Annotated in this window: 15 protein-coding genes and 1 pseudogene; 12 read left to right on the top strand and 4 right to left on the bottom strand. The window is 27.6% G+C overall.

The genetic code is table 11. The features are described from left to right. The first annotated feature begins 46 nt into the window (after nt 1–46). From pglZ to HGI79_RS03405, 7 genes and pseudogenes are all read left to right on the top strand, one after another. The gene (gene pglZ / locus HGI79_RS03435) at nt 47–2,569 is read left to right on the top strand and encodes a BREX-1 system phosphatase PglZ type A (protein ID WP_185649261.1); all 2,523 of its coding nucleotides are present in this window, start codon (nt 47–49) and stop codon (nt 2,567–2,569) included. Between the two features lie 19 nt (nt 2,570–2,588). Further along, nucleotides 2,589–5,810, top strand: coding sequence for a DEAD/DEAH box helicase (locus tag HGI79_RS03430; protein ID WP_185649260.1), 3,222 nt, complete (start codon nt 2,589–2,591; stop codon nt 5,808–5,810). Nucleotides 5,811–6,383: 573 nt separating this feature from the next. Further along, nucleotides 6,384–6,863, top strand: a pseudogene (locus HGI79_RS03425) (DNA polymerase IV); the annotation flags it as partial. A gap of 376 nt (nt 6,864–7,239) precedes the next feature. Further along, a complete protein-coding gene (locus HGI79_RS03420) occupies nt 7,240–8,211 on the top strand; it encodes an Rpn family recombination-promoting nuclease/putative transposase (protein ID WP_185649259.1) in 972 nt (323 codons plus the stop codon). Between the two features lie 179 nt (nt 8,212–8,390). Further along, nucleotides 8,391–9,368 carry an alpha/beta hydrolase gene (locus HGI79_RS03415; protein WP_241428133.1) on the top strand — a complete coding sequence of 326 codons (978 nt, stop codon included), beginning with the start codon at nt 8,391–8,393 and terminating at the stop codon, nt 9,366–9,368. A 4-nt stretch (nt 9,369–9,372) separates the two neighbouring features. Continuing rightward, the gene (locus tag HGI79_RS03410; RefSeq protein WP_185649257.1) at nt 9,373–11,196 is read left to right on the top strand and encodes an ATP-binding protein; all 1,824 of its coding nucleotides are present in this window, start codon (nt 9,373–9,375) and stop codon (nt 11,194–11,196) included. A 1-nt stretch (nt 11,197) separates the two neighbouring features. Then, nucleotides 11,198–11,827: a response regulator gene (locus tag HGI79_RS03405; RefSeq protein WP_185649256.1), complete on the top strand. Its 630-nt coding sequence runs from the start codon at nt 11,198–11,200 to the stop codon at nt 11,825–11,827. A gap of 264 nt (nt 11,828–12,091) precedes the next feature. On the opposite strand, the gene HGI79_RS03400 is transcribed toward HGI79_RS03405, so the two are convergent. Next, a complete protein-coding gene (locus HGI79_RS03400) occupies nt 12,092–12,685 on the bottom strand; it encodes a hypothetical protein (protein ID WP_185649255.1) in 594 nt (197 codons plus the stop codon). A 29-nt stretch (nt 12,686–12,714) separates the two neighbouring features. Then, nucleotides 12,715–12,921 carry a hypothetical protein gene (locus HGI79_RS03395; protein ID WP_185649254.1) on the bottom strand — a complete coding sequence of 69 codons (207 nt, stop codon included), beginning with the start codon at nt 12,919–12,921 and terminating at the stop codon, nt 12,715–12,717. A 322-nt stretch (nt 12,922–13,243) separates the two neighbouring features. Here HGI79_RS03395 and HGI79_RS03390 point away from each other — a divergent pair, with 322 nt between their 5' ends. Beyond that, entirely contained in the window at nt 13,244–14,584 is a 1,341-nt protein-coding gene (locus HGI79_RS03390) for a hypothetical protein (protein WP_185649253.1), read from the top strand. Between the two features lie 312 nt (nt 14,585–14,896). On the opposite strand, the gene HGI79_RS03385 is transcribed toward HGI79_RS03390, so the two are convergent. Continuing rightward, nucleotides 14,897–15,889, bottom strand: a complete 993-nt coding sequence (locus HGI79_RS03385; RefSeq protein ID WP_185649252.1) for a radical SAM protein — start codon at nt 15,887–15,889, stop codon at nt 14,897–14,899. Nucleotides 15,890–16,028: 139 nt separating this feature from the next. On the opposite strand from HGI79_RS03385, the gene HGI79_RS03380 reads away from it, so the two are divergent. The 4 genes from HGI79_RS03380 (at nt 16,029) to HGI79_RS03365 (ending at nt 20,607) form a co-directional block, all read left to right on the top strand. Then, nucleotides 16,029–17,036, top strand: coding sequence for a GTPase family protein (locus tag HGI79_RS03380; RefSeq protein ID WP_185649251.1), 1,008 nt, complete (start codon nt 16,029–16,031; stop codon nt 17,034–17,036). 4 nt (nt 17,037–17,040) lie between these two features. Next, nucleotides 17,041–17,721 (top strand): GTPase family protein, encoded by a 681-nt coding sequence (locus tag HGI79_RS03375; RefSeq protein WP_185649250.1) that lies wholly within the window; start codon nt 17,041–17,043, stop codon nt 17,719–17,721. Between the two features lie 16 nt (nt 17,722–17,737). After that, nucleotides 17,738–18,682, top strand: coding sequence for a GTPase (locus tag HGI79_RS03370; protein ID WP_185649249.1), 945 nt, complete (start codon nt 17,738–17,740; stop codon nt 18,680–18,682). A 152-nt stretch (nt 18,683–18,834) separates the two neighbouring features. Next, nucleotides 18,835–20,607 carry a DUF262 domain-containing protein gene (locus HGI79_RS03365; protein WP_185649248.1) on the top strand — a complete coding sequence of 591 codons (1,773 nt, stop codon included), beginning with the start codon at nt 18,835–18,837 and terminating at the stop codon, nt 20,605–20,607. A 332-nt stretch (nt 20,608–20,939) separates the two neighbouring features. Here the strand turns inward: HGI79_RS03365 and HGI79_RS03360 are convergent, their stop codons facing one another. After that, nucleotides 20,940–21,179 (bottom strand): hypothetical protein, encoded by a 240-nt coding sequence (locus tag HGI79_RS03360; protein ID WP_185649247.1) that lies wholly within the window; start codon nt 21,177–21,179, stop codon nt 20,940–20,942. Nucleotides 21,180–21,431 lie beyond the last annotated feature (252 nt).

Below are 21,431 nucleotides of genomic sequence, written 5' to 3'. Positions count from 1 at the left end.
CGTCCTATGCTTTTTAAAAACTAGAATTTTTAAAGAAGGTGTGAAAGTGGATTATATAGATAAACTAAAAGAAAAGTTTAGTGTTAAGGACAATAGAAATATAGTATTTTGGTATGATACAAATTCTTCTAGAGATATAGATCTAGTTATAAATGAACTGTTTGAACTCGGTGTGAAGTTGTGGGAGATTAAAGAAAATAATACTTTTCAAACTAGGTGCCAACTGGAAATTATAGATAAAAGTAGTGACTATCTATTATATGCAAACTTTCAAAAGCCAAATAATAGAGAGAATCCTCTTATAGATATTTTATTGTATTCACAGGAATTTAGTGCTGATGATATAGCTCTTATAATAAATAGATATGGATTAGAACATTTAAATGTAAGGGAATTTATTAGCAATAATATTAGGTTCTTTAATGATAAAAAAAGATGTAAAAAGCTTGAGGAAATACTTACAACTAATCCTTCAATGGATCAATTGGCTTTAGGTATGTTATGTGTTCTTACCGGTACAAATTCATTGAGAATTGAAGAAGTAGTTAAAGTTACTTTAACCAAAGAATTAGATGAAACTAATGATGCTATTAAAAATATATCAAAGTTATATGACATTGATAGTTTCTGGGATGTAGTGTATAACCATTTTGGAATAAAATATAAAGATAGATCATTAGAGATCCTTTTAAACACACTAATATATTGCAACTTGAATTCAAATATAGGATTTACTCTTCCAGCAGATTTTAAATATATATATGAGTCTAGTGCAATAAATGTATGTAATATTTTTTTTGAAGATTTGATTAAATCTAATGACAAGAATAAATTTGTACTTAATTATTTAGCCAATATTGAAAGTAAGTGGCAGATTGAAGATATCTTTATTCAACAGTCATATTTAAATTTTTATAGATGCAGCACTTTTAAAGTTATTGATAAGTTGTTGATGAAAAGATTTATAGAGGAAATTGTAAATGAAACAGCAAATTATGATTCTTGGAAGAAGATATTAGATTATAGAAATCTATCTATATGGATTTTTGAAGAGAAGATTAATAATTATTATGAGATATTAAACTACTCACTAAAACTTTACAATGAAAAGCAAAAATTTAAAGGTACATATATGCCTAAAAATGCATCTGAATGGGTTAATTCTTATTTTAATCAGCAGTATAATATAGATAAAATATACAGAAATCTAGTAAGAGAATATACTAGTGCTGGTCAACCAGACTTTTTTTTCACTTTAGTACAACACTTTAGTGAATGGTATAGTAATTATTTTCTTGATAAATTGGCACAATGGACAGATACAATTATTAAAAATGAACTTTCTGAAAATTGGAATATAGATAAACTCTTAAATCAATTTGATTTTTATAATAAAAAAATTAAACCTTTAATTGATAAAACTTCTGAAAAAGTATTTGTTATAATATCTGATGCATTTAGGTATGAATGTGCTAAAGAACTAGAAGAGAAATTAAGAGATAGGATAAATTCTAAAGTAGAAGTTATGCCAGCTTTAGCTACCATACCTTCCTATACACAGCTTGGTATGGCAGCGTTACTTCCAGGAGTTAATATATCCATAGATGATAAAGGTGTAGTTTATAAAGATGATATCAGTACAAAGGGTTTAGAAAATAGGAATAAGATATTGAAAAAGAATATTGATGAAGCTATAGCTTTATCTTTACCTGAGTTTATGTCATTAAAAATAAGTGAAGGACAAGAACTCATTAAGGGGAAAAGGTTAGTTTACCTATATCATGACAGAATTGATGCTACAGGGGATAGCTTTAAGTCAGAGGGATATACGTATGAAGTTGTTAGTGATGCAATAGATGAACTTAAATCTTCACTTTTAAAACTTATAGGGAGCTATAGTGCTGTAAGAATATTTGTAACTAGTGATCATGGATTCATTTACCAGACAGAAAAGATAGACGAAAAATATAAAGCTATTTCTGTAGAGGGTACTGTAGTTGATGGAAATAAAAGATTTGCTATAGGAAAAGGATTATCAATACCAGAGGGATCTAATAAAGTAAATATGAATTATATTGGAATAAGTCTTGATACAGTTATCACATCTAGATTAAATAGATTTAAATCAAAAGGCGGAGGATTAAGATTTGTTCATGGAGGAGCGATGCCTCAAGAAGTAATAATCCCAGTATTGTCTTATAAGGAGATAAGGGGACAAAATAGAAAGAAAGAAGAGCAAAGAGTATCAATAATAATAACAAATGAAAGAATAATAACAAATTACAATTTTAAAGTAATATTCTTTCAAGAGCAAAAGGTAGATAGTAATTATGGAAAGAGATCTTTAAAGGCTGCCTTTTACCAAGGTGAAAATAGAATTTCCAATGAAATAAATATAACATTTGATTCAGATGAGGAAGCAAATAAAAGAGTAAATTATGTATCGTTTATAATTCAAGAGAAATCCTATAAAATTGGTGAGATAGTGGTATTGAGATTGGAAGATATAAAAGATAATTCAATATATAAAGATGTTGAATATGAAATGAGAATTTATGATTCTTTTTAAAATGTAAGGGGTAATAATTATGATAAATGTAGGTGATATAGTCAGAGGGAGTAGCTGGCCTGAAACTGTTGAAATTAAGAAAGTGCAATCTATTGACGAAAACTTTTTTATTATTGAAGCTTTAGGAAGAAGCAGCAATAAATATTATGAAACAATGATGGAAAGCTTTCAGCTACAGTCGATGGAAAAATTAAACATACCAGAGGTTATGAGTGATTATATTTCTGGCAGTGAATTTCAAAGATATCTAGAATACTTCTACTTTAAAATAGATGAAAAATATTCAATGGTTAGAGCTCTAGGTAGTAAAAAAGTTATACCATTACCACATCAAATAGAGGCAGTTTATGGAAACATGCTTCAAGTACCACAAGTAAGATATTTACTAGCTGATGACCCAGGAGCAGGTAAAACTATTATGACAGGTATGCTTATTAGAGAATTAAAGGCTAGAAATTGTGCTGAAAGAATATTAATACTGGTTCCCCCTTTAGTTTTAAAGCAATGGCAGGAAGAGCTTAAAACAAAATTTGATGAAGAGTTTAAAATTATTACAAGAACAACATTAAATGATTTTGATAGTAGGAATCCATTTGATGAATACCCCCTTTGTTTGGCCTCATTATATTGGGCATCCAGAAGTGATGTTAAGGATCTTATTATTGAGGCTAATTATGATATGGTAATTGTAGACGAAGCTCATAAAATGGCAGCATATACACAAGGAAGCAAAGTAAAAAAGACAAAAAAAACAAAGATATATCAATTAGGAGAATCTTTGCTGAAAAATACAGAGCATAGATTATTGCTTACAGCAACTCCTCATAAAGGTGATGTAGAAAACTATAGACATTTATTAAAATTAGTTGATGAAGATATATTCGCCAATATATCTTCAGATGAAACAATAAAAGAGAAAAGTAATCCTTTTGTAATTAGAAGACTAAAAGAGCAAATGGTTAACTTCGATGGTACTCCAATATTCCCAGAACGAAAAACTAAAACCATAGAATTTGATTTAAGCTTAGAAGAGTTGCAACTATATAGAGATGTTACAAATTATGTGAGTGAACATTTTAATCGAGCGGAACAAAGAGGAAATAAGGGTACAAGTTTTGCAATGATGCTACTGCAAAGGCGATTAAGCTCTTCTGTGGAAGCAATTTATCACTCTTTAGAAAGAAGAGAAGAGGGGTTGCGGGAGCTATTAGATAAAACAATTATAGAACAAGAAGATATAATACGAAGGTTAGATGAATTAGGTTTTGAAGATTATGAAGACGAGGACTATGATGAACAGGATGAAATTGAAGATTTATTAGAAAAAAGTGCTGATTCACTAGATATTGATGAACTTAAGAAGGAAATGGAAATAGTAGATGATCTTGTATTAAAGGCGGATGTTATAAGAAAGAGAGCAGTAGATAGAAAATATAATGAGTTGGAGAAAACCCTATTTGGTCCTCAGGGATTGATCGAAAAGGGAGAAAAAATATTAATATTTACAGAGGCAGTTGATACTTTAAATTTTCTAGAAGCAAAATTGAAAGAAAATGTTTCTGTTATAGCTAAGATTATTGGTAAGTATTCTATGGATGAGAGAAGAACTCAAGTTGAACTATTTAGAAACAGTGCTCCAATTATGCTTGCTACTGATGCAGGGGGGGAATCTATAAATCTACAATTTTGTAATCAGATGATTAATTACGATATTCCATGGAATCCAAATAAGCTAGAACAGCGAATGGGTCGTATTCATAGAATAGGGCAAAAAAATAATGTAGTTGTCTTCAACTTAGTAGCAAAAAATACTAGAGAAGGAGATGTAATGTCTAGACTTCTTTCAAAAATGGAGCAAATGAAGGAGGATATTGGTAGGGACTTGGTATTTGACTTTATAGGGGATGTTTTGGAAGATAATAATATTAGCTTAGCAACTCTTATGGAGGAAGCTGTAAGAAATAGAACAAACTTGGATGAGTTGATAAGTAAAATGGAAAGAGTGTTATCAGAAGAACATGTAAAGCTAATAGCCCTTGCTAAATCCGAGAGGCTTGACGACAATAGTTTTGATTTACCAGGAATAAGGAGTACTCATAATCAACTAGTGTTAAATACCCCATCTCCAAGAATGTATTCTCAATTTGCTAATTCTACATTAGCTAATAAGAATGTTAAAATCTATGATACTGAAAAAGTAACACGTATTGAAAGATTACCTAAGTCAATTAGAGATTTTGCAAAAAGAAAATTAAATATAAACATGAAAGAATCATTTCTAAAATATTCAAAGTATGATATTGACTTTGAACAAGATCCATTAAAACATGTTGTAATTATGCAAAACGATCATCCTATTTTTAGGCTTTCAATAGCGTTAACAGAAAAAGAACTTGAAGCTATTGCAATTGAAAAAGTAGAGTTACCTTACTCAACAAGAGAGAAATTGGAAGTGGAAATATATGAATTAAATATTGTAGATGGTACAGGAAGGGAGCTTCTTAAAGAGCTTGTTTACCTAGCTAGAAATAATGAGAATGAAGTATTTGAACTTGATAGTTATTTTATTCAAGGAATAAATACTGAAAATAAAGTTAGAGTATTGAAAGATAATAACAATAGTACACTTTTATCAAATGCTATTAAGTATTCTCATAGAAAATTGATAAATGAGAAAAATAGTAGAAACATTAAGCTAGATAAGAAAAGTGAATTTCTTAAGAGAACCTTTGAAGCTCAATACAAAGATACTTTAGAAAAACTATCAAAATATAGGGCAACAAATATTGATACTAATAACTCTGCATTAATCAATCAAATGAATGCACGGCTCATAGAGATTGAAGAAAAGCAAGAACTAAGAATGGAGGAAATAGAAAGAGAAAGAACTATTCAAATGAAACCTCCTAAATGTATTCTCAGAATGAGCTTGATTCCAGATAACTCACCAAACAAAAGATTGATGATTAAAGATTATAGACATGTAGTTGAGCAATATGAACTAGAGAAAAGAAGTCAAAATATAAAAGAACAGAAACTATTTGGATTAGTGGATTTTTATGCTGAAACTGTTGATGGAGATCCTAAATATATAATTCTAATTGATAATTTATCTTTTAAGCTTTCTGAAGAACATAAGATTGATTTGATTCCTATAGTAGATAATCTTTACTTTTACTTTATTAATAGTAATAATAGAATTTCTGAGATAGATAAACGTTTGTATATTAACAATTCATAACTAGGATTATAATATGATGCTGGTATCAAGCTGTAGTTTTGTGAAAACATTACATATTATATCAAAGGTTATAAGGAATATAGATGGAATTCAATTTGAAAGAGAGGGGTAATAGAAATGGCAGATATTAAATGAAGTGATAGTTTTGAATATAGATTTTCCTAAAAGTTAACTTCAAATATTGAGACAAACTTATTATCACCATTAGGAATAATTATTGATAAACCTCAGAAAAAAGGCAATAAAGTTGTTTTAATATTAAGAAATGATGAGTGAAATCAACTTCTAATTATCCATAGAATTAGGATTATTCCAATACTAAGAAATAAGTTAATCAGTTTGATAAGAATCGGCTATGTCCAATTACTACTTCTAAAACATATAAAAAGAAAATTTAAAAATGCTTACTATGCAAAATCGCATAGTGAGTATTTTTTTATCTATGTTAAAAACTTTTCTAAAATAACAAATAAAAATTTTTATTGCAATTAATAATTATAGACTTTAAATCTAAGCTAGTTTTCAATGAGCACTTGACCTAATATTAGATTAGCATAAACAGGAAATTCTACAACCATTCCCTTTGATGTAGAGGATAAAGAAGCGGCACATAAGGTATTACTATCTTTATGTGAAACAGTAAGTATGAGATTAAGAGATTCTAAGAACTGCTGCAAGGTGGTTTCAATATCAATAAGAGGTAGTGATTTTATATCTTATTCACGCCAAAAGAAGCTAAATACAGCTACAGACTCCACTAGAAAAATATATGAAGTAGCTTGCTATCTATTTGATAATGTATGGAAAGGTAACCGAATAAGACATCTAGGAGTTCATGTAACAGATTTCTGTAATAATGACTTTTATCAATATACTTTATTAGATTCTTTTGATTACCATATGGATAAAAAGCTAAACAAGGTAGTTGATGAAATTAGATTAAAGTATGGTAATAAAGCTATCTTAAGGTCATGTTTTTTACATTCAGGTTTAAGTCCAATGTGTGGAGTGGCAGGAGAAGAGGATTATCCTTTAATAAGTTCTATGTTATAGGGGGAGGTGGGCATTATGAAAATTATAGCACAACCCATTGAAGTAGTTTCTTATACAGATATGAGGGGTATATAAGACCTTTAAGATTTAGACTGCAAACAGAAGATGAGATTATGAAGGTAATAAAAGTAGATAAGGTTATTGTAAAAGAAACTGAAAAACTAGCAGGTAACCTATGTTTGTATTAAAGTGCCAAAGCCTAATTAATAATGTAGTGAAACCATTTGAAATTAAGTATGACTTAAGAACCTGTAGGTGGATGCTATATAAAATTTAGTAGATAATTAATGATAAATTTGTGGGAGAAATTTTAATTTCAGTGTAAAAGTTCAAGTGATTTGATATAATTAAAGTAAGTAACATAGGGAGTGATAAAGTGAAGAAGAATAAAATATATCATGAACATGATGTAGGTTATAAACATATATTTTCTCATAAGAGTACATTTTTAGAACTCATAAGAAGCTTTAGTAGAAAAGAATGGTCAAATCAAATAAATGAAGAAGATCTGATTTTAGTAGATAAATCCTATGTACTTTCAGATTTTGAAGAAGAGGAATCAGATATATTATATAAAGCTAACATAGATGATAAGGAAGTTATATTTTATCTTTTACTAGAATTTCAGTCCAAAGTGGATTTTCAAATGCCTATGAGATTATTATTCTATATGACAGAAATATGGAGAGATGTACTAAAAAATGCTGATAAAAAGGAAAGAAGAAGGAAGAATTTTAAACTACCAGCAATTATTCCTATAGTGTTATATAATGGTAAAAATAAATGGACAGCGCATACAAGTTTTAAAGAAATATTAAGTGGCTATGAATTATTTGAAGATAATATACTAGATTTCAATTATATCTTATTTGATATAAATGGGCATTTAGAAAAAGAATTATATGAAATGTCAAATTTAGTATCAGCAGTGTTTTTGTTAGATCAAGAAATGAGTGAAGAAGAATTAATAAAAAGACTAAGAAAGATTATATATATTTTAAAGAAGATATCACCAGAGCAATTTAGTGTATTTAAACAATGGCTTAAAAAAATAGTAAAACCTAGATTAACAGGAGAAGTGCAAAAAGAAGTAGATGAAGTGCTTGATAAATCTAATCAAGAGGAGGTTGAAATTATGGTGCATAAGCTAGAAAAGACCTTAGATAACATAGAAAAAAGAGGAATAGAAAAGGGAATAGAGAAAGGAATAGAAAAGGGAATAGAGAAAGGTAAAATTGAAGTGGCAAAGAACTTTCTGAAGATGGGGTTAAGTGTAGAACAAGTAGCTGCAGGTACAGGATTAACAATAGAAGAAGTCAGAAAGCTAAAAAGTGATACAGTTATGTAACAAGCTGGGATAGACGTATGTTCTAGCAAGTGTATTAAGTGAAAAAATATCTACTACTATTTAAATAGCAGTAGATATTTTTTGTGTTTTTATTTATGTATATTAACTGTAAATAATAGTTATATGATTAGTATAATATAGTTTAATATAGTTCAATATAAATTATGGGATGTGATACTTTGCGAAAAATAATATCAAATATAGCAGATAGATACGGTTTACATAGTCTTCATAGAGAATATAGTGAAAATGATCAGTTTAAATATGTGAAAGAGGAAGTTTGTGAACTTAATAGTGATTTCTTAAAATTTTATAATAAGCCAATTTTGCCAAAAATACATTTTGAAAAACTTAAGCTTGAAAATAGTTATGAGACGGGTAAATTAAAATTTTTAAGTCAAGTTGATAATGGAATCAGCAATAAGGATGCTGTATTTCACTATAGTAAGTGTACAGTTAAAAATAGAAATATAAATATTATTTTTGTACATGGTTGGAGAGCGAAGATTTTAAATAGATTGGAGAAAGTGTTTTTAGATAGTTTTATTGAAAGGAGCTATAACGTTTATAGCTATGTCCTACCCTTTCACATGGAAAGATCACCAAATACATCTCTTTATAGCGGGGAATATTTTGTAAGTGCAGATGTAAGCAGAACTTTAAAATCTGTGCAGCAATCTGTAAGTGATATTAGAGCTTTAATTAGTTATATTAAAGCTGTAAAAAAAGGAAAAATAATAATTATAGGCTTGAGTTTAGGAGGAATAATTACTAATTTATTATGTGAAGTTGAAGAGAATATTGATGCACTAATATCCTTGTTTTATGCTAATAATTTATCATTTACTGTGTTTGAAACAGAAGCAGGGAAGTATATAAAAAAAGATTTTTTGAAAAACAATTTTAGTTATAGTTTATTAAGTAAGAGTTGGGAAGTCATCAATCCGAGCTTAAGGAAGCCAATACTAGATATTAATAAAATACTTCTTATATCAGGTAAGCACGATAAATATGTTTTAAATAAGGATACAGATATCTTATGGGAAAATTGGGGAAAACCAGAAAGATATATGTATAGTTGTGGTCATTCTGGAATTGTACTTTCTAAAAATAAAATTAAAAGAGATGTTATAAAATTTATAGATAAGAGAGTGTAGCTTTATGGCAATTGTATGGATATTATTATGGATATGGGCGTTTATCATGATTATAAAAGACTATAAAACTGAATCAACTGTATGGATGTCAGTGGTAGCTTTTTTTTCAGGGTTAGGGGCATTCTCTGTAGTTTTTGAAGAAACTATTATTAAATATTTTATAGTACAATATGGAATAAGCAAAAGAACTATAAATTTAATGCATTTCATAGATGCCATTATTATGGCTATTGTATATAGTATAGTACCTTATTGTATGCTACTTTATGGCTTATCTTATGTAAAGATAAGCCATAAAGATAAAAAGAAGATGGTATATGCTATATTATTTATACCACCAGTTTTAAATTTTATATTCTTACCAATAAAGAGTAACTATTTGAAAACATCTGAGGAATTGATGTTATATTTTAGACAATTAGCAATATGGGTTGTGCCATATGTAATGGGAGCAATTTTTTTATTAGTTTACTCCTATTTTAAAGAAAAATCTTATTTGATGAAAAAGTATAAGCTATTAACTATAATTATTGTTGTGCCATGTTTTAGTTATACAGTTTTATCTAATATTATATTTAGGGCTTTTGGGTTACAGAATAATTGGAGATATTTTGCTCTATTAATTCCTGTACAGTTTATAGGTTTTTTATATTTCGCATTTAAATATGGTATATTGGGCGTTAGACTAAAATTTCATAGATATAAGTTTGCATTTGAAAATATAATGGAATTTGTATCAGATTCAATTATTACTTTGGATGAAAGTCTTGATGTTGTAGAATTTAACAAAGAATTTAAAAAAAATTTTTTAATAGACAATAAAAAATATAAAAATTTCAATGAAACCATAGGTTTTAGTAAAATATCTGAATATAAAGATAGCTTAATAAATATAATAAATGACTCAAAAAAAAATAATACTAAAGCTATGGAAATATTAATAAATACTAATGTTGAGACAAAATATTTTGAAGTACACGCCAATCCCATAATATTAAATTGTGAATATCTTGGTTCTGTACTTGTATTTAAAGATATTACTGTTCATAAAAAAAATTTGGAGCTTATAAAACAAAATCAATTTCAACTTATTGAAAAAGAACGACTTTTATCTTTAAGTCAATTAATAGGGGGAGTAGCACACAATCTCAAAACACCTTTAATGAGTTCATCTGGAGGTATACAGATAATTAAGAGAGATATAGGAAAGATATACGAATATATACATAAAGATTACAAAGATGCTGCTGAAACAACAAAATTAATAAGTGAAATTAATGATTGGGGACAAAGAATAACAGAATATTTAGTATACATGTCTAATGTAATAACTGCAGTAAAAGGGCAAGTAACTGAATATAGTGAAACAGAAGAATGTTATTTTTCTATACAAGAACTTGAAGAAAAAGTTACCTTATTAATGGCTTTTGAAATTAAAAAAAGTAAATGTGAATTTGTAAAAGAAATAATCATAGATCCTAAACAAAATATTAAAGGTGATGTTAACTCGCTTATACAAGTTTTGAATAATCTTATAACTAATGCCATAGAAGCAAGTAAAGAGGGAAATAGAATAACTTTTGGTGCCTATAAAATAGATCATAATGTTGTTTTCTTTGTAAAAAATTTCGGAAATAAAATTTCTGAGAAAATTCAAAGCAAAATATTTAATAAGATGGTTACCACAAAAGGTAAAAATGGAACTGGACTTGGGCTATACATATCTAAATCAATAATAAAGGTTAGATTTAATGGTGAAATATACTTTGAGACTAACGATAAAGAAACAACTTTTTTTGTAAAGATACCATTAACGGAGGAAATATAATATGGAGAACAGTGGGATAAAGATAATAATTGTTGATGATGATTCTGGAATAGTTGATTCAATAAAAAGTTTTTTAGGAGATAAATATTATATTCAGGGCTTTACAAGTTCTAGGGAAGGTCTGAAACAACTACAAAAGGAAAAGTTTGATATCTTAATCTTGGACTATTATATAGATGAGCTTAACGGCAATGATGTAATAGATGAAATAAGAAAATATGATAACGATTTATATATACTACTTCTTACTGGTTTTGGTGAAAAAGTACCTGGTATGAAATCATTAGAAACCTTAAAAATACAAAATTATTATGAAAAAAGTGGTGATTTTGAAAAATTAATAATATTTATAGAAGGTATTATTAAGTCAATAGAATTTTTTAATAGAGTAAAGTATACAATAGGTGAAAGGCTAAAAGCATTAAGAAAGTTAAATAATTTAAGTCAGGATGATGTTGCTAAATATTTAGAAATACAAAGAACAACTATATCACAGTATGAATCTGGTGACTTGATTCCACCAACTTTAAATGTTATAAAATTAGCTAGGTTATATAATGTTACTACTGATTATATTCTTTGTTATGAACTTAATATTGAAAAAATTAATATTCAAGTTTCAAAAAAATAGATTGTTGGCGATACAGTTTATTTTTTTGTTATGTTAGGTATTATTGATTATATATGCACATAAAATTGGTTGGGTACTCGAGGCAAGACAATTATCCTTATATGGATTTATTTTTTAGATAATAGAAAAGATGATGTTTTTTTAATGGGATAAGATTATTGTAACTCTACTTGATAGTAGTGATATTGAGTTCCCAATTGAATAAAGCATTTTAAAGAGCCAGCTGGAGTGATATATAGTCACTTTGACTGGCTTTTTTAAAATTTATATTTTATTAATAGATTTATTAATCTCTATTTGAATTGTATAGGATATGATTGGCATAGAAAGTATAGCATTTTTATAAAGTTTAGTATAAATTCTAGCAAACAATCTTGATAGTAATGTTTTTTGTGGCCATATTCTAAAAGTATTTTTATTTGGATTAATTAAAATATCATACTGCAGTTTATTATGAGTGATTCTAATATAATGTGATAAATTTTCAACTTTCATATTTAATTGAGTTAAAGATAAAGTAATTATATCAATAAGTTGATCTTTTGACATTGAAGCTGATAGATTAAATTCCATAGCTCTAAGTTTATCAACTTTAAAAGCTGCAATAATATTTATAATTAAGAAAGAGGCACATATTGCCATTAAAATTGAAAGAACTGAACCAACATCTTTGCTTAGAAAAATAACAAAAATAGCTGATAAAAGAATATATAATATGTTGAATTTTTTAAGTTCATTTTTAAAAGGACTAGGAGATGATAAATTGAGTCCATTAACATTTTTAAATTCAGTGCTGCAGTCTATATTAAATTTTGATTTACTGTTAAGTGATTGTTTTTTTAATTTATTAAATATCATGAAATAACCCCCTTATCTAAGAAAAATATTTATTTTCTTCCTACACCAAATAAAGATAGTACAATCCATAGAGGAATAGTAAGCCATCCAAGAAATAAAGCCCAGAATACATTTCTGAATATAAAGTTTGAAGACGATTCTATGTAAACGTAATTTAGTCCTAATACTTTTGTCTTAACAAAAGTTATTGATTTAGAGCCTAACCATAAATAAAGTATTAGTAACAATATTGCCACTTTTTACACCCCTTTTAAAGTTATTTTTGTTTACAGCATATTAATGTTAATAAAACTTAATATTGTAATATTGCTTACGATAGTATTATTTATCCAGTATCAAATCTGAAAAAAAACATTAATTCACATCCTTTGTTATTCATATTTGTTTAGCAACTTGAGTAGATTTTACAATTCATGAAAGAGTAGGTAAATACATTTGAGTTCCGAATTTTATATAAAAAATCGGAACTCATTTGATTGAATAACTGTTGTATAGTGAATATAATTTGAATTATAAAGTAATGGTAAAAAATATGAAGAAAAAGGTGGAGATAATACTGTGAATTCTAGGGATAATGATAAAAACTTATATGATATTATGGACATGAGTGAGGATGAATTCGCTGACTATATGATTGAAGAATATAATAAGAAACCCTCTGACAGTGAAATTATTATGAATAGCGGAAAAACCATAGAAAATCTTATTACAGAAATAAATGCTTATCAAGATAAACTTGTATTTTTAGCTTATAAGTATGAGCTTTCTTTAAATAATAAGGCTGCCTTTATACTAAAGCTTTGTGACCAAAAGGAGAATATACAAGAACTTATGCCATTGTTATCTTGTTTTATATGCAAGCCAGACTATTTATTTGAGTTAAAAAATAAAAAAGTATCAATTAAGAATGAAGGAAGATTAGCTGAATATTTGCTATTGAAAGAAGACATAGATACTTTTGAAAAACGAATCTATGAAATACATTCAAGTACAGAAAAATATAACAATATTTTAAAGAGAGTTAAAGAGGATAGTAGTAATATAAGTGAAGCTGTGTCTTCGGAAGACAAAAAATTACTTATAAAATTATATAAGCAGTATATACAAGTAAAGAAAAAGCACAAGGAGAAAAGCCTAATAGAGTATGAGAATAAATGTATAGATGAAAACATAGAGCAGATACATAATTTTGCTATGGAAACAGTTGAAAAGCAAAAATTATATTCACTTATAGTGTTTCAGCTACTTACCCGTTATAGATCAAAAATAAGTAAAAAAATGGAACTGGTAAACTGCAGTAATATTATGAATTATAAAAAATATGTCATAGATAAGAATAATGGTAAGAATTTTAACACCTACGGGAATTATATTTCATTATTTCTAGAACTTGTAGACAATTTCTCTGATATATGTGATATATCACTTTGTATGTACGGCTTTGAAAAAACATCAAATCTTGTAGAATGGTTATTTAGAAATACATTATATAGAGATATTTTTCATTACAGTATTTATTCACTTATTGAATCTACTTATGGATCAATTTTTTATGAAGAATCAATATTTTGGAGTGATAATAATTTGAAAGTTAAAAGCTACTTTGATTTTGAAGCACAAGATGATGATAACAAGAGTAATAAGGGAGAGTATTTATCAGAACTAATAGAAAGTAAACTATCAGATAATGAAGTAGTTGATTATCTTAATGAATATGCTAAAAGTCAAAGGCATGCTGCCAAATATATAAAGAAGTTTGTTTATGAATTTCTTGAAATAAATAATTGTACATTGACAAGTATGGGAGATGAAGGCTATATTTTTTTGACATTTGAAAGGGAGTTGCAAGAAAAGGCAGATTATATTATAAAACAAAAAATAATGGAAGTATTAAAATAGGCAATAAACTTTATTACTAGAGTTTTATGAGAAATATGGTAAAATGATGTATTTTTATGTATAATTAAATAAGTGTTATTGTATATATTTCATTATAGAGTAAGATTAATAAAAGTTTATATTTTAATACTACATAGATATTGTGTAATTATCGAAAAGAACTTATTGGTAAGAAGAGATATAATGATTATATTAAAGATGATGTACTTACAAAGGAAAATATCCTTGTTATAACAAAAATATTACTCAAAAGGAAAGCATTTAACTAATTTTATATTAGGACAAGTAGATTAACCAACAAAAAGAATAGCATTAAATTAGATGTAATTGGCAATGAGTATTTTCTTTTTGTTTTCCTAATTTTGTATTACTATTTATTGCTATACACGGACGACAATAATTATTTAGTTTACAATCTATGCACGGTTTTACTCGTAAATTATTAGGCTCTCTAAGTTTTGCTAAAATTAAAGATTTTGTCCAATAATCTATTATGCTATTGTATCTTTCAGGAATAAACAAATGTCTACATGGTGAAAAATTACCGTCAACATTTAAAGTAAATGAATCTAGTCCAGCAGTACAACCTTTATAAAGACCTTGATTTGTATTTGAAAAAATATTTCTTCCCATATAGGCTTTTAATTGAGAAAAGCATTTATCTATGACTATTTGAATGTTGCCAGAATATTTTTTTATAAAAACTGAAATTTTTTCAATTTGTTCTTTATAAGGAAAAGTTTTAAGGTGACCATTACTATCAGGTTTTATAGCCATTACAACTACTGCTTTCACATTATATTTTTCGGCAATTTTGATTATATTTGGAAAATCATCTGAGTTGTTTGATTGCATAACCCAATTAATAATGGTTTTATTAAATTTTGATTTTGCTAGAATTTTTAAAGCGTTTATAGCTAAATTATATCCGTTTCTTGAAAAAGAATTAATTCTTTCAGTAGAACCATTTAGAGAAACAAATATGCAATTTATTCCGTTTTTAATTAAGTGATTTAAAACTAATTCATTAAAACCCCATCCTGATATAGCAATATTGGGTAAAATTTCATTTTCAGAACAAGTGGAAATTAATTCAAATAAGTGTGGATACAATAGAGTTTCACCACCACTAATATTTACATATTCTATATTTAATTTAGAAGCTTGTTCAATAATATTAATAGCAATATCCTTATTTATTTCTTTTCCAATATTTAATTGGCAATAACATTGAGGGCATTGTAAAGGACACTTGTCAGTAACTTCAATATTCATTAATTTTGGGATTTTTAAGAATTCAATCATAAGTGTTCATTTTCTCCTATTAAAAAATATAATACTTAAAATCATTATAACATCAAAAAATCAAATTAAGTACAATAAATTTATACGCATTAGTATAACTAATTCTGATTTAAATATAATAAAAGGAAGGTGTATTAATATGAAGTCAGGAGATAACAAAAGCAACATTTTTGAAGAGATGCAAGAAGATATATATGCATCTAATTTACCAGAGTTTGAAAAGCAGAAGATTTTAAAGAATATACTGAAATTGAAAGAACAAAAAATTAATATTATGATTACGGGAGCAACCGGGTGTGGTAAAAGTTCAACAATAAATGCATTATTTAATACACAGGTTGCAAAAGTTGGAGTTGGAGTTGACCCTGAAACGATGGAAATCACAAAATATGATCTTGATAATATGGTTTTATGGGATAGTCCTGGGCTAGGAGATGGGAAAGAGGCAGATAATAGACATTCTAAAAATATTATAAAGAAATTAGCTGAGCATGATGAACATGGTAATGCTTTAATTGATTTAGTGCTTGTTATTTTAGATGGAGGCACAAGGGATTTAGGTACATCATATGAACTTATTAATCAAGTTATAATTCCCAACCTTGGAGATAATAAAAAAGATAGAATTCTTGTTGCTATTAATCAATGTGATGTAGCAATGAAAGGGCGATATTGGAATTTTGAAGAGAATAAACCTGAGCAAACATTAATTAAATTCTTGGATGATAAAGTTCAATCAATAAGAAAAAGAATAAAAGAAGGAACAGGGGTTGATATTACTCCAATTTATTATTCAGCTGGTTTTAAAGAAGAAGGCGAAGAACAACGTCCTTATAATTTATCTAAGTTATTATATTTCATTATTCAACATACTCCAAAAGAAAAGCGATTAGCATATGTAAATAATATTTCACAGGATGATGAAATGTGGAAAGATAATGATGACTTAAAAGATTATCAAACTGAAATTAAACAAAGCTTTGCAGATACAGTTGCAGAGTGTGCAGCAGATGGAGCAGACATTGGTGGAGAGATTGGTGTTGTTTTTGGTAAAACAGGAGAAACTATTGGTAGAGTTGTTGGTGGGCTTGGTGGTGCAGTTGTTGGAACAGTAAAAGCAGTTTGGAATATTGTAACAAGTTGGTGATATAATGTTTGTTGATTATAGAATTCATGATATAAGAAAAAAATTAGAAATAGCTCGTTTCCGTCCACTTGATGTAATGGTAACAGGTGTAACAGGTGCAGGAAAATCCACAACATTAAATTCTTTATTTGAAAAAGAAGTTGCTAAAGTTGGGACTGGTGTTGACCCAGAAACTATGGAGTTAGATAGTTATGCACTTAGCGATTTAGTAAGATTTTGGGATACACCTGGTTTAGGCGATGGAGTTGAGATGGATAGAATACATTCGAAAAAATTAATAGACTTATTGTACAAGACTTATGTGTTAGATAATACTACATACGGATGGGTTGATTTGGTATTAGTAATTATTGAAGGAGCCAATAGAGATATGGGAACAACATATAACTTGCTTAATAATATTATTGTACCAAATTTTCAAAAGGACAGAATTTTAGTTGCGATTAATCAAGCTGATGTCGCGATGAAAGGAAGACATTGGAATAATAATACTAACCAGCCTGAACCGATTTTAAAAAAGTTTTTAGATGAACAAGCAGAATCTATAAAAAGAAGAGTTAAAGAAGCTACTAATGTTGATATAATAAAGCCTATATACTATTCAGCTGAATATAACTACAACATTACAAAACTATTTGACACGATTATTGAAAATATGCCAACAAGGCGTAGAAATTTAATGTAGAAAAGGAGGTCTTAATGTGGAAAGTGTTCTAGATAAAGTTAAAAATGAATTGAACAAAGTTAATTTAGATGAAGAAACTAAACAAGCTATTAAACAAAAAATTAATGAATTAGAAAAAAATGAACTTAATATCATGATTACAGGAGCAACAGGAAGCGGTAAAAGCTCAACTATAAATGCATTATTTAATGATGATGTAGCAAAAGTTGGACAAGATGTTGACCCTGAAACAATGACAATTAAAAAGTATGAATTAGATAATATTATATTATGGGATACTCCAGGATTAGGAGATAGTCCAGAACAAGATAAGTACTATGCTAAAAATATTGTTGAGTTACTTAATAAAAAAGATGATAGGGGTAAGGCAGTGGTAGATTTAGTATTAGTTGTTGTTGATGGTTCTGCTAAAGACATGAGGACTTCCTTTGAACTTATAAATGAGGTCATTATACCTAACATTTCAGATAAAAATAGAATTTTAGTTGCTATAAATCAATGTGATATGGCTATGAAAGGGCGAGAATGGGATAGTAATTTAAATATTCCTAAAGAAGATTTGATAAAATTTTTGGATAAAAAGGTTGAATCTGTTAAAAACCGAATATATGATTCTACAGGTGTTGAAATTAAACCAATTTATTACTCTGCATTATATAAATATAATATTTCAAAGTTGTTATGTTATATAATTAAATCTACACCAGATGAAAAAAGAATTATATATATTGATAAGATTAACAAAAATCCAGAAGTTTGGAAAAATAATGATGCTCTTATGAATTATAATTATGAAATACAAAATGAAATGAAGGGATCATTGACTAATGCATTAGATTGTGCTGCAAAAGGTGCACTTGCTGGTGCAGCTGTTGGAACACTAGTTCCAGTAATTGGACCAATTGTTGGAGCTGGTATTGGTGCAGCTTTAGGATTTATTGGAGGATTATTTGGTATTTGATAATAATTTTATTACAGCAATAAAATTTAGAAACTAATTCTAATTTTTAAAATATGATAATTACATTTCATAGATTGGTAGACTTGTGACCAATCTATGTTTTTATTGATACTAAAAATGATAGGAAATTGAAAGAAAGATGGGGGATAATTATGATGGATATTACTAGTCAAATTCAAGAACAATTTACACCTCAAAGCATGTCTTTAAGTGAGATATTTACTGATAAAGATCCAATATATCAAATTCCAGATTACCAACGTCAGTATAGCTGGAAAGATGAACAAGTAATACAATTGTGGGATGATATTTATGAAGCTTATCAAAATAATAAGGATGAAAGTACAACGGATGCCAACTATTTCCTTGGTTCATTAATAGTTATAGCTAAAGGAAATGGAATTGAAGATATTGTAGATGGTCAACAAAGAATAACTACACTTATGATTTTATTATGTGTATTAAGAAGGGTGTATCCTAAAATAAATAAAAATGTTGATCCGATTAAAAATCCTAAAGTTATAAAAATGCCTAAAATAAAAAACTGTATCGCTAATTTTAATGAGGTTCAAAGATTAAGATTACAATCAGATCCTTCACATGCAAGTGATTTTGAAGAATTAATTTTTGAAAGAGAAGATTTTTCAGATATAAAAAAACCAAGTAAAAAAGAAATTGAAACTGAAGCAAGAAATAGGTATATTAATACAGCGTATATTTTTAATGAATATTTAACAAATTTAGGAGAAGCTGAAGCAGGAAATTTTATAAATTATCTTCTTAACCAAGTAAAATTGATAAAAATAACATGCTATGATGAAGGATTTGCTATAAAGCTTTTCCAAGTATTAAATGATAGGGGAATGGACTTATCTGCAGCAGATATAATTAAAGGATATCTGTTAGCACCAATAAGTAGAGATTCACATAAGCATGCTACCTTTATGAATGATTGGAGAGTCATAGAACAATGGATATCTGACATGGATGCTGATAATTTAACAGATATGTTTACATATTATCAATACTATTTATTAGCAAGCAATCCTAAACATTCTTTGGTTGAAGAATTAAAAAGACAGTTTAGAGATAAGGATTCTAATGAAATATTGAGAGATTTTAAGAAATTTGTAAGTGAATATAAAAACATTTATGAATCCTCAAATAAAATTATAAATAGCTTTTGGTATTTACCATGGGGAAATTATTGGTTAACTGCACTGATTACTGCTGAACATATAAAATATTCTGAAATTGATAAGTTAAGGAAAGTGCTAAGACGATTTTATTATTTATGTTTAATTTCAGGAAAAACACTAAATGGTATTAAGCAGACTTGTTTTAATATTTTAGCAGCAATAAAAGAAAATAAGCCTATAGAAAAAATTAATGAAATTATAGATGAAAAACTTGATAAAGATAATGTGATAAAAATTGCTTTAGAAAGGCTTAATGGGGATGTTTATTTTGAAGGGTGGCTGAGAGCAGTTCTTTTAATAGTAGAATATAACCAAACGGATGAGGACGATGCAAACTTTATATTTATTGATTCAAATCTACAGTCAGAGCATATTCTACCTAAAAACTATTTAAATGTAGAAGAATGGAAGTACTTTGGTAAGGAATTGGGTGAAAAATATTTAAATACCCTCGGAAACATGACATTACTTAGTGGTAAGAAAAATAAACAAGCACAAGACTATCCTTTTAATGAGAAAATAAAAGTGTATACTGGCATAGGGAAAAATGGTAACAAATCAGAAGGTATTACTAGTTTCAGAGTAACTCAAAAGATTGTTGATGACTATAATTCAAATAAGTATCAAAAAACATGGAATGAAGAATCAATAATAGATAGGCATAATTGGTTAATTGCTGAAATTGGGAAAATTCTTGAAATAGATATTAGTAGTATAAAGAGATAAATAATAGGGAGTACATTATAATTGTACAATCGATATTTCTGCGTAACAGTATCATCTTTCTATCAAAACACACTAAGTGTGTAATAAAGTTATATAGAAAGTAGTAAGGGTTGACCATTGAACTTAAAGGATTTAAAAGGGGTATCGCCAACATTTACGACCAAAACCATGTTAAACTAATAATAACAGAAATTTTTTACAGGCTCCAGGCTCGCTATATTAGAGGTCCTTTGACACTTTTATTTTTAGAACTATATTTCTTAACATGGGGTTTTGGGTTTTGTTAATCGCACCACTAAAAGCAAAAGTAGAGCGTTAGCTCTACTTCATTGTTATAGTTTTTTATTTTTATATTTGTTTAATACATATCCAGCATAACGTGCTTTTTCTTTTTCATAAAATTCAATACTTTCACGATTGTATTGTTCTTCATTTTTTAAGTGGATATTTGCATTTTCATGTCTCCAATCATATTCTTCATCTTTTGATTCAAAACATGGAATTATAGGTTTAAATATAATTTTACTTCTATTAAGATCGGTATTAATTGCCTCATAGTATGACTTTGCCATTAATAATGACTCCTTTCTCTGATTTTTTCTATTATAGCTTTGAAAAAATTTTTTTGTCAATCTTCATTAAAAATTTAGAGAGGTGTGTTGTTTGCTTTGCCATTTATAACACCATTACTGGTATCGTTGATTGTTGATTTATAATGAAAATTGCCCACTATCGTTAAGGAATATAGGTGCAGAAACATTCGTTTTAGTACTATTTTTAAGGTCTTTAAACTAGCTGATTTATAAGCAATTTTCCTTATTACA

The sequence above is a fragment of the Clostridium sp. DJ247 genome (genome assembly GCF_014231265.1).
Note: the sequence above shows the minus strand (reverse complement) of the source record. Positions and strands in the feature narration are given on the sequence as shown.